This is a genomic window from Cupriavidus sp. BIS7 (genome assembly GCF_000292345.1).
Taxonomy (GTDB): Bacteria; Pseudomonadota; Gammaproteobacteria; order Burkholderiales; family Burkholderiaceae; genus Cupriavidus.
Genome location: NZ_ALOU01000066.1, coordinates 82,523 through 92,538 on the forward strand (window position 1 = coordinate 82,523; position 10,016 = coordinate 92,538).

Annotated in this window: 7 protein-coding genes; 6 read left to right on the forward strand and 1 reads right to left on the reverse strand. The window is 64.5% G+C overall.

From position 1 onward, the window contains the following. Nucleotides 1-9 precede the first annotated feature (9 nt). Nucleotides 10-1,527, forward strand: a complete 1,518-nt coding sequence (locus B552_RS0121630) for a CoA-acylating methylmalonate-semialdehyde dehydrogenase (protein ID WP_019451147.1) — start codon at nucleotides 10-12, stop codon at nucleotides 1,525-1,527. Between the two features lie 186 nt (nucleotides 1,528-1,713). Continuing rightward, a complete protein-coding gene (locus tag B552_RS0121635) occupies nucleotides 1,714-3,123 on the forward strand; it encodes an amino acid permease (protein ID WP_019451148.1) in 1,410 nt (469 codons plus the stop codon). Here the strand turns inward: B552_RS0121635 and B552_RS0121640 are convergent, their stop codons facing one another. Beyond that, entirely contained in the window at nucleotides 3,124-4,524 is a 1,401-nt protein-coding gene (locus tag B552_RS0121640) for a PLP-dependent aminotransferase family protein (protein WP_019451149.1), read from the reverse strand. 160 nt (nucleotides 4,525-4,684) lie between these two features. Here B552_RS0121640 and B552_RS0121645 point away from each other — a divergent pair, with 160 nt between their 5' ends. The 4 genes from B552_RS0121645 (at nucleotide 4,685) to B552_RS0121660 (ending at nucleotide 9,976) form a co-directional block, all read left to right on the forward strand. After that, nucleotides 4,685-5,023, forward strand: a complete 339-nt coding sequence (locus tag B552_RS0121645; RefSeq protein ID WP_019451150.1) for a DUF2917 domain-containing protein — start codon at nucleotides 4,685-4,687, stop codon at nucleotides 5,021-5,023. A gap of 241 nt (nucleotides 5,024-5,264) precedes the next feature. After that, nucleotides 5,265-8,546: a fused isobutyryl-CoA mutase/GTPase IcmF gene (gene icmF, locus B552_RS0121650; RefSeq protein WP_019451151.1), complete on the forward strand. Its 3,282-nt coding sequence runs from the start codon at nucleotides 5,265-5,267 to the stop codon at nucleotides 8,544-8,546. 90 nt (nucleotides 8,547-8,636) lie between these two features. Next, nucleotides 8,637-9,074, forward strand: coding sequence for an HIT family protein (locus B552_RS0121655; protein ID WP_019451152.1), 438 nt, complete (start codon nucleotides 8,637-8,639; stop codon nucleotides 9,072-9,074). A 47-nt stretch (nucleotides 9,075-9,121) separates the two neighbouring features. Further along, complete coding sequence (locus B552_RS0121660) at nucleotides 9,122-9,976, forward strand: 3-hydroxybutyryl-CoA dehydrogenase (protein ID WP_019451153.1); 855 nt, start codon at nucleotides 9,122-9,124, stop codon at nucleotides 9,974-9,976. Nucleotides 9,977-10,016: the final 40 nt, after the last annotated feature.

Below are 10,016 nucleotides of genomic sequence, written 5' to 3' on the forward strand. Positions count from 1 at the left end.
AAAACCGCTGTGAACATCGCAGAAAACCGGCAGATCGCCGAAATCCATCACTACGTCGGCGGTACCGTGCGCCATGCCGGCTCGGACCGCTTTGCCGACGTATTCAACCCCGCCACGGGCGAGGTGGCCGCACGCGTGGCCATGGGTACCGCCGATGACGTGGCAGCCGCTGTCGCCGCCGCCAAGGCGGCATTCCCGGCGTGGGCGGAAATGCCCCCGCTGCGCCGCGCCCGCATCCTGTTCAAGTTCAAGGAGCTGCTTGACCGCCACCATGACGATCTGGCCGCGCTGATCACGCGCGAACACGGCAAGGTGTTTTCCGATGCCAAGGGCGAAGTCACGCGCGGTATCGAGGTCGTGGAGTTTGCTTGCGGCATCCCCAACCTGCTCAAGACCGACTTCACGGACAACATCGGCGGCGGCATCGACAACTGGAACCTGCGCCAGCCGCTGGGCGTGGTGGCCGGCATCACGCCGTTCAACTTCCCGGTCATGGTGCCGATGTGGATGTTCCCGGTGGCGCTGGCGTGCGGCAACACGTTCGTGCTCAAGCCGTCCGAGCGCGACCCGTCGCCAAGCCTGCTGATCGCCGACCTGCTCAAGCAGGCCGGCCTGCCCGACGGTGTGTTCAACGTAGTGCAGGGCGACAAGGTGGCTGTTGACGCGCTGCTGGTGCACCCTGACGTGCAGGCGCTGTCGTTCGTCGGCTCCACGCCGATCGCCGAATACATCTACACGGAAGGCACGAAGCACGGCAAGCGCGTGCAGGCTCTGGGCGGCGCGAAGAACCACCTCGTGGTGATGCCTGATGCCGATCTCGACCAGGCCGTGGATGCGCTGATCGGCGCCGCTTACGGTTCCGCTGGCGAACGCTGCATGGCGATCTCGGTCGCGGTGGCCGTCGGTGACGTGGCCGACAAGCTTGTGCCGCGCCTGGCCGAGCGCGCTGCTTCGCTGAAGATCCGCAACGGCATGGAGGCCGACGCCGAGATGGGCCCGCTGGTTACAGCCGCCCACAAGGCCAAGGTCGAAGGCTATATCGCGAAGGGTGTCGCCGAAGGCGCGAAGCTGGTGACCGACGGCCGCGGCCACAAGGTGGATGGCCACGACAACGGTTTCTTCGTCGGCGGCACGCTGTTCGATAACGTCAAGCCGGACATGACGATCTACAAGGAAGAGATCTTCGGCCCGGTGCTTTCCGTGGTGCGCGTGCATGACTTCGCCGAGGCAGTGGACCTGATCAACCGCCATGAGTTTGGCAACGGCGTGTCGTGCTACACGAGCGACGGCGGCATCGCGCGCGCGTTTGCCCGGCAGATCCAGATCGGCATGGTCGGCATCAACGTGCCGATTCCCGTGCCGATGGCCTGGCACTCGTTCGGCGGCTGGAAGCGCTCGCTGTTCGGCGACCACCACGCCTACGGCGAAGAAGGCGTGCGCTTCTACACGCGCTACAAGAGCGTGATGCAGCGCTGGCCCGACAGCATCGCCAAGGGCGCGGAGTTCACGATGCCGGTAGCGAAGTAAGAATTTCATCCGCGCGCTGCGCGGGCAAGCTCGATCGGGGCGCCTCTTCGGAGGCGCCTTTTCTTTTGCGAGTATGATCGCGCCCTTCCGCCGGCGGGACTGCCATTCAAAAGATGTGCACCCCAGGCCGCTGGCGGGTTCTGTACAACCTATATTCAATGCACGGACTATCCCCGGAGCCGCCTCATGAGTCTCTTTCGCACCAAGAACATCGAAGCCATGCTGGAGGTCAGCGAGCATGACGGGTTGCGCAAGGTGCTGGGGCCGGTTGACCTGGTGCTGATGGGTATTGGCGCCATCATCGGTACGGGGATCTTCGTGCTGACGGGCACGGGCGCGTTGACTGCCGGCCCTGCGCTGACCCTGTCGTTCGTGATCGCGGCCATGGCGTGCGGGTTTGCGGCGCTGTGCTACGCGGAATTTGCTTCCGCGATTCCCGTATCGGGATCGATCTATACCTACAGTTATGCCACGCTCGGCGAGATCGTGGCGTGGATGATCGGCTGGGACCTGTTGCTGGAATACGGTCTGGCGACTTCGGCGGTGTCGGTGGGCTGGTCGGGGTATTTCCAGTCACTGATCGCCGGCTTCGGCATTCACTTGCCCACTGCGCTGACCGCCGCGCCGGGGGCCGTGCCCGGCGAGCACACGCTGTTCAACCTGCCAGCCTGCCTGATCATGCTGGCGATCACGTGGATCGTGTCGTACGGCGTCAAGGAGTCGGCGCGGCTCAACAACGTGATGGTGGCGATCAAAATCAGCGTAGTGCTGCTGTTCATCGCCGTGGGTATCTGGCACGTGAAGCCCGCGAACTGGCAGCCGTTCGCGCCGTTCGGCATGACCGGCGTGTTCAATGCCGCCGCGCTGGTGTTCTTCGCGTTCATCGGGTTCGATGCAGTGACGTCGGCGGCCGAGGAAGTGCGCAACCCGCGCCGCGACCTGCCAATCGGCATCATCGGATCGCTGGCTGTCTGCACGATTCTCTATGTCATCGTGGCGGCCATCATGACGGGCATCGTGCCCTTCACGAAATTCGAGGGCGTCGATCACCCGGTGTCGCTGGCGCTGCAGTATGCGGGCCAGAACTGGGTGGCCGGGTTTGTCGACCTGGGCGCGATCCTTGGCATGACCACCGTGATCCTGGTGATGACCTACGGACAGACGCGCATCATCTTTGCGATGTCGCGCGACGGGTTGTTGCCAGAGGTGCTGTCGACGGTGCACCCTGTGCACGCCACGCCGTTCGTGGCCACGTGGGCCGTCGGCATCGTGTTCGCGGCGATCGCGGCGTTCGTGCCGCTGAACGTGCTGGCCGAGCTGATCAATATCGGCACACTGGCCGCGTTCACGCTGATCTCGGTTGCAACGCTGGTCCTGCGCCACACGCGCCCGCATCTGCCGCGCGCGTTCCGTTGCCCGGGCGTGCCGGTGGTACCGCTGCTGGCCGTGGGGTTCTGCGTGTTCCTGATGGCCCACCTGCAGGCACTGACCTGGATTGCCTTCCTGTGCTGGCTCGCGCTTGGTCTGCTGATCTACTTCGCGTATTCGCGCCGCAACGCGGTGCTGCATAACCACGGCGGCCAGGCCGAGGACTGATCAGCGGCTGCCCGCGTCCTCCAGGAACGCGCGCGCGCGGGGCTCTCCCGCATAGGCCGAGTTGATGCGCACCCACGCCGTGGTCTCGCCGCCGGGGCGGAAGAAGTGGCCCGGCGCCAGCGCGATGCCGTAGTGCTGGGCCAGCGTTACCAGCTCGCGCGAGTCTTCCATGCCGCGCGGGCGCGCCCACAGGAAGTTGCCGCCGGCCGGCTCGCAGAACACATCCCAATTGCACTGCCCGAGGATTCTGACCGCGTCAGCGGTTACTTCGCGCGTGCGCACGCGCAGGCGCTCCACGTATTTGCGATAGTTGCCACGCTCCAGCATCGTCGCGGTGACGGCCTCGGCGAAATGGGAGCCTGCCACGCTGGTCAGCACCTTCACGTCGATCAGGTCCTTGACCAGTGCCTTGTCGGCCACGATGTAGCCCACGCGCAGCGCTGCGGACACCGTCTTCGAGAACCCGCCGATGTAGATCACGTGCTCGAGTTGGTCGAGCGTGGCCAGCCGGTCGGTGAAGTTCAGCTGGAAGTCCGAGAAGATGTCGTCTTCCACGAAACGGAAGTTGTGCTTGCGCGCCAGTTCGAGCAGGCGGAATGCCACCGGCGGCGCCAACGTCGAGCCGGTCGGGTTCTGCAGGATGCTGTTCGTGAAAAACAGCTTGGGCTTGTGGTCGCGCAGCAGCCGTTCGCAGGCTTCCGGATCGGGGCCGTTCGGCGTGTGCGGCACGCCCACCAGCTGCACGCCCTGCATGCGCAGCAAGCCGAACAGATTGTAGTAGCCGGGGTCTTCCACAAAGACGGTATCGCCGGGCTTGAGCAGGTGGCGCGCCACAAGGTCCAGCGCCTGGCTTGCGCCCACGGTAATCAGGATCTGCGACAGCTCGGCCTGGATGCCGACCTGCCGCACGCGCGTCAGCACCTGCTTGCGCAGTTCGGGATGGCCCAGCGGCGTGGCGTAGTGAATCACGCTGTCGATATCGTGGCGCGTGATATGGCGGATGGCCTGCGTCAGGCCTTCCACGTCGCGCCATTCCTCGGGCACGAAGCCGCCGGCGAGTTTCAGTGCACCGCTTGGGTGGTGGAACTGGTCGATGATATGGAGCGACAGGTCTTCCGCCAGGCTCGGGTCCGACCAGCCGCGCCCGCTGCGCCCGGCCAGCGTGCTGTCCGCGACGTAGAAGCCCGAGCCCTGCCGGGAATCGACCAATCCCTGCGAGACCAGCCGGTCGTATGCCTCGATCACCGGAAACCGGCTGATGCCGTGTTCGGCGGCCAGTTGCCGGATCGACGGCAGCCGCGCGCCGGGCGGCGCCTCACGCGAACTGATCCAGGATTTAACGGCCAGCACGATCTGCTCGGTCAGCGGAATGCCGGTGGATGGGTCGAGTACGAGTCTCATATGCGGCGGGGGCGGCAACTGTCAGCAAAAACTACTGAACAGTTCAATGAAAACTGTTCGGAACTGTGCATGGGATTGTAGACCTCGGCATGAATAATGGAAGCGTGGCGCAGCGCCCCCGCAAACCTCTCCGCCGCGCCGGCATGACAAGGAGAACCCCATGCGTGAACTCAAGACTTTCGAACTCGACGAACCGGACCATCCGGTGACCTGGCGTGCCCGGCATGGCCAGAGCGTCACCGCACTGGAAGGCCGGCTGTGGCTGACCGTGGAAGGACATATCGCCGATATCTGGCTGCGTCCCGGCGACGTCATGGCCCTGCCCGAAGGTGAACGCGTCTGGCTGTCTGGCGAGGCGCCGGGTGCGCGTTTCATGCTGGCGGAATCCCCGGCGCCGTGGTCAATGCGCCGCGCCGCCTTCGTCGCCCGCCAGTTCGCGCGCCGCTGGGGCGAGCGCAAGACCGACGCCTTCGGCGACTGCCCACAGGTCAGCGCCTGACCAGCTTTCGACCGTTGTGACCCGGAGGCCCCGTAGCGGGCTTTCGGGCTTGTCCGCGCGCTTCCAGACAGCTTCACCCTATCTTCCCTCTGTGCGACGATGCCGCCATGGCACCGGATATTCCGGTCCGCACCTTGCCTTACGTTAACGTAAACGTCATATAATCGTCCGGCCCTCGTCAGTGCGGTCGTCAGAACCGCCGGCGCATGGCAGCCAGCCACATAACAGAGCGGTGGAGACAATGACTGATCTTTCCGATGTGAGCAGGACTGCGGCAGCCAAGCCGCAGGCAGCCCCGGGCCGCGGGCCGGCCAACAAGGTGCGCTTTGTCACAGCTGCGTCGCTGTTCGACGGCCACGATGCGTCGATCAACATCATGCGGCGCATCCTCCAGTCGCACGGCTGCGAGGTCATCCATCTTGGTCACAACCGTTCCGTGCAGGAGGTTGTCACCGCCGCGCTGCAGGAAGACGTGCAGGGCATCGCCATCTCCAGCTACCAGGGCGGGCACGTCGAATACTTCAAGTACATGATCGATCTGCTGCGCGAGCACGGCGGCGAGCACATCCAGGTGTTCGGCGGCGGTGGCGGCGTGATCGTGCCCGACGAGATCCGCGAGCTGCAGGCCTATGGCGTAGCCCGCATCTACAGTCCCGAAGACGGCCAGCGCATGGGCCTGGCGGGCATGATTGCCGACATGGTGCAGCGCTGCGATATCGACCTGACGCGCTACGCGCCCACCGCGCTCGACGCCGTGGCAGCAGGCGATCGCCGCACGCTGGCGCAACTGATTACCGCGCTGGAGAACGGCAAGGCCGCGCCGGCGCTGGTCAGCGCGCTGCACGCGCAGGCGAAGACGGCGGCCACGCCGGTGCTCGGCATCACGGGCACGGGCGGTGCGGGCAAGTCATCGCTGACGGACGAACTGATCCGACGCTTCCGGCTTGACCAGCAGGATGCGCTGTCGATTGCCGTGATCTCGATTGATCCGTCACGCCGCAAGTCGGGCGGCGCGCTGCTCGGCGACCGCATTCGCATGAATGCGATCAATCACCCGAACATCTTCATGCGCTCGCTGGCCACGCGTGAGGCCGGCTCGGAGATCTCCCAGGCACTGCCCGATGTCATCGCCGCCTGCAAGGCCGCGCGCTTCGACCTTGTCATCGTGGAGACGTCGGGCATCGGGCAGGGCGATGCTGCCATCGTGCCGCATGTCGACCTGTCGCTGTACGTGATGACGCCCGAATTCGGCGCAGCCAGCCAGCTCGAGAAGATCGACATGCTCGACTTCGCGGACTTCGTGGCCATCAACAAGTTCGATCGCAAGGGCGCGCAGGACGCGTGGCGCGATGTGGCCAAGCAGGTGCAGCGCAACCGCGAGCAATGGCACAGCCGCGCCGAGGAAATGCCGGTCTACGGCACGCAGGCGTCGCGCTTCAATGACGATGGCGTGACCATGCTCTATCAGGGCCTGGTGGAGGCGCTGCGCGCGCGCGGCCTGTCGTTGCAGCCCGGCGTGCTGCCAGTGCTCGAAGGCCGGATTTCCACGGGCCAGAACGTGATCGTGCCGCCAGCACGCAGCCGGTACCTGGCGGAACTGGCCGATACCGTGCGCGGCTACCATCGCCGCGTAGTCGCGCAGAGCAGGCTGGCGCGCGAGCGCCAGCAACTGCGCGCGGCGCATGACATGCTGCAGGGCGTCGGCCAGGATGGCGAGGCGCTCGAGACGCTGGCCGCCGAACGCGACGCATCGCTCGGCGCCGTCGAACGCAAGCTGCTGGCAATGTGGCCGCAGATGCGGCAGGCCTACAGCGGCGACGAATATGTCGTGAAGATTCGCGACAAGGAAATCCGCACCGGGCTGGTGACCACCACGCTATCCGGCACGAAGATCCACAAGGTGGTGCTGCCGCGCTTCGAGGACGACGGCGAGATCCTGAAGTGGCTGATGCGCGAGAACGTGCCGGGCAGCTTCCCGTACACGGCCGGCGTGTTCGCATTCAAGCGCGAGGGCGAGGACCCCACGCGCATGTTCGCCGGCGAGGGCGACGCGTTCCGCACCAACCGCCGCTTCAAGCTTGTATCCGAAGGAATGGACGCCAAGCGGCTGTCCACGGCATTCGACTCGGTCACGCTCTATGGTGAAGACCCGCACGAGCGGCCCGACATCTACGGCAAGGTGGGCAATTCCGGCGTGTCGATCGCTACGCTCGAGGATATGAAGGTCCTCTACGACGGCTTCGACCTGACCAACCCGAGCACGTCGGTGTCGATGACGATCAACGGCCCGGCGCCGACGATCCTGGCCATGTTCATGAACACGGCGATCGACCAGCAGATCGACCGCTTCCGTGCCGACAACGCGCGCGAGCCAACCGCCGACGAGGAAGCGAAGATCCGCGCGTGGGTGCTGCAGAACGTGCGTGGCACGGTGCAGGCCGATATCCTCAAGGAGGATCAGGGCCAGAACACCTGCATCTTCTCGACAGAGTTCTCGCTCAAGGTGATGGGCGATATCCAGGAGTACTTCGTTCACCACCAGGTGCGCAACTTCTATTCGGTGTCGATCTCTGGCTATCACATCGCCGAGGCCGGCGCGAACCCGATCTCGCAACTGGCCTTTACGCTGGCCAATGGCTTCACGTATGTGGAGGCCTACCTGGCGCGCGGCATGCACATCGACGACTTCGCGCCGAACCTGTCGTTCTTCTTCTCCAACGGCATGGACCCCGAGTACAGCGTGCTGGGCCGCGTGGCGCGCCGCATCTGGGCCGTGACGATGCGCGACAAGTACGGCGCCAACGATCGCAGCCAGAAGCTCAAGTACCACATCCAGACGTCGGGCCGTTCGCTGCACGCGCAGGAGATCGACTTCAACGACATCCGCACGACGCTGCAGGCGCTGATTGCCATCTACGACAACTGCAACTCGCTGCATACCAACGCGTATGACGAGGCCATCACCACGCCGACGGCCGAGTCCGTGCGCCGTGCGCTGGCGATCCAGCTCATCATCAATCGCGAATGGGGCGTGGCGAAGTGCGAAAACCCGAACCAGGGCAGCTTCCTGATCGAGGAACTGACCGATCTGGTCGAGGAGGCCGTGCTGCAGGAGTTCGAGCGCATCGCCGAGCGCGGCGGCGTGCTTGGCGCGATGGAAACCGGCTACCAGCGCGGCAAGATCCAGGAGGAGTCGCTTTACTACGAGCAACTTAAGCACGACGGCACGCTGCCAATCATCGGCGTGAACACGTTCCGCAACCCGAATGGCGACCCGACGCCACAAAAGCTGGAACTGGCGCGTTCGAGCGAGGAAGAGAAGCAGAGCCAGCTGGGCCGCCTGGCGGAGTTCCACGCGACGCATGATGCGGAAGCTGGGCAGATGCTGGAGCGGTTGCGCCAGGCCGTGATCGACAACCGCAATGTGTTCGCCGTGCTGATGGACGCCGTGCGCGTGTGCTCGCTAGGGCAGATCACGCACGCGCTGTTCGAAGTTGGTGGGCAGTACCGGCGCAATATGTAATTGCGTCATAGGAAATAATGGGTGGGAGCGGTTCACGGCGCGGGACGCTGGGGCTACACTCAGCGTTCCGCTTGAATATCCGAGACATCCATGCAGGCCGAGTACGACAGCAACAACATCTTCGCGCGCATCCTGCGCGGCGAACTCCCGTGCTTCAAGATCTATGAAGATGCCGACACGATTGCGTTCATGGACATCATGCCGCAATCCGACGGTCACACACTCGTCGTGCCGAAGGAGCCCTCCGTCGACCTGTTCGGCCTGTCCGAAGCGGGCGCTGCCGCGGCGATCCGTGCGACGCAGATCGTCGCACGTGGCGTGCGCGATGCATTCCAGCCCGATGGCCTGGTGATCAGCCAGTTCAACGGCGCGGCGGCCGGACAGACCGTGCCGCATATCCATTTCCATATCGTGCCGCGCTACCTGGACCAGCCGCTGCGCGGACACGCGCGCCAGCAACAGAACATGGACGTGCTCAGGCAACATGCCGAGCGCGTTATCGCCGCACTGGCAAAGCTCAAGGGCTGAGCCGGTCCGGTTCTACGAATCCGCAACAACCGAAGTAAGAGGAAGACATGGCAATCAAGACAGTGGGCATCGTTGGTGCCGGAACGATGGGCAATGGCATTGCGCAGGCCTGCGCTGTGGTCGGCATCGACGTGGTGATGGTAGACATCAACGACGCGGCGGTGCAGAAGGGTATCGCCACCGTGGCGGGCAGCCTCGATCGTCTGATCAAGAAGGAAAAGGCCACCGAGGCGGACAAGGCCGCGGCGCTGTCCCACATCCACGGCAGCACGTCGTATGAAGATCTCAAGCGCGCCGATATCGTGATCGAGGCCGCCACCGAGAACTACGACCTGAAGGTCAAGATCCTGAAGCAGATCGACGGCATCGTTGGCCCGGACGTGATCGTGGCATCGAACACGTCGTCGATCTCGATCACCAAGCTGGCCGGCATCATGTCGCGCGCCGAACGCTTTATCGGCATGCACTTCTTCAACCCGGTGCCGATGATGGCGCTGGTCGAAGTGATTCGCGGCCTGCAGACCAGCGATGCGACGCACGCCGACGTGGAAGACCTGGCCAAGCGTCTGGGCAAGTACCCGATCACGGTCAGGAACAGCCCGGGCTTCGTGGTCAACCGCATTCTCTGCCCGATGATCAACGAGGCGTTCTGCGCGCTCGGCGAGGGCCTGGCATCGCCCGAAGAAATCGACGAGGGCATGAAGCTTGGCTGCAACCATCCGATCGGCCCGCTGGCACTGGCCGACATGATCGGCCTGGACACGATGCTCGCCGTGATGGAAGTGCTCTACACCGAGTTCGCCGATTCGAAGTATCGCCCGGCGATGCTGTTGCGCGAGATGGTGGCCGCTGGTTATCTGGGCCGCAAGACGGGCCGTGGCGTGTACGTGTACTCGAAGTAATTTGTTTGGGTTCTCCCCTCTCCCGCAAGGCGGGAGAGGG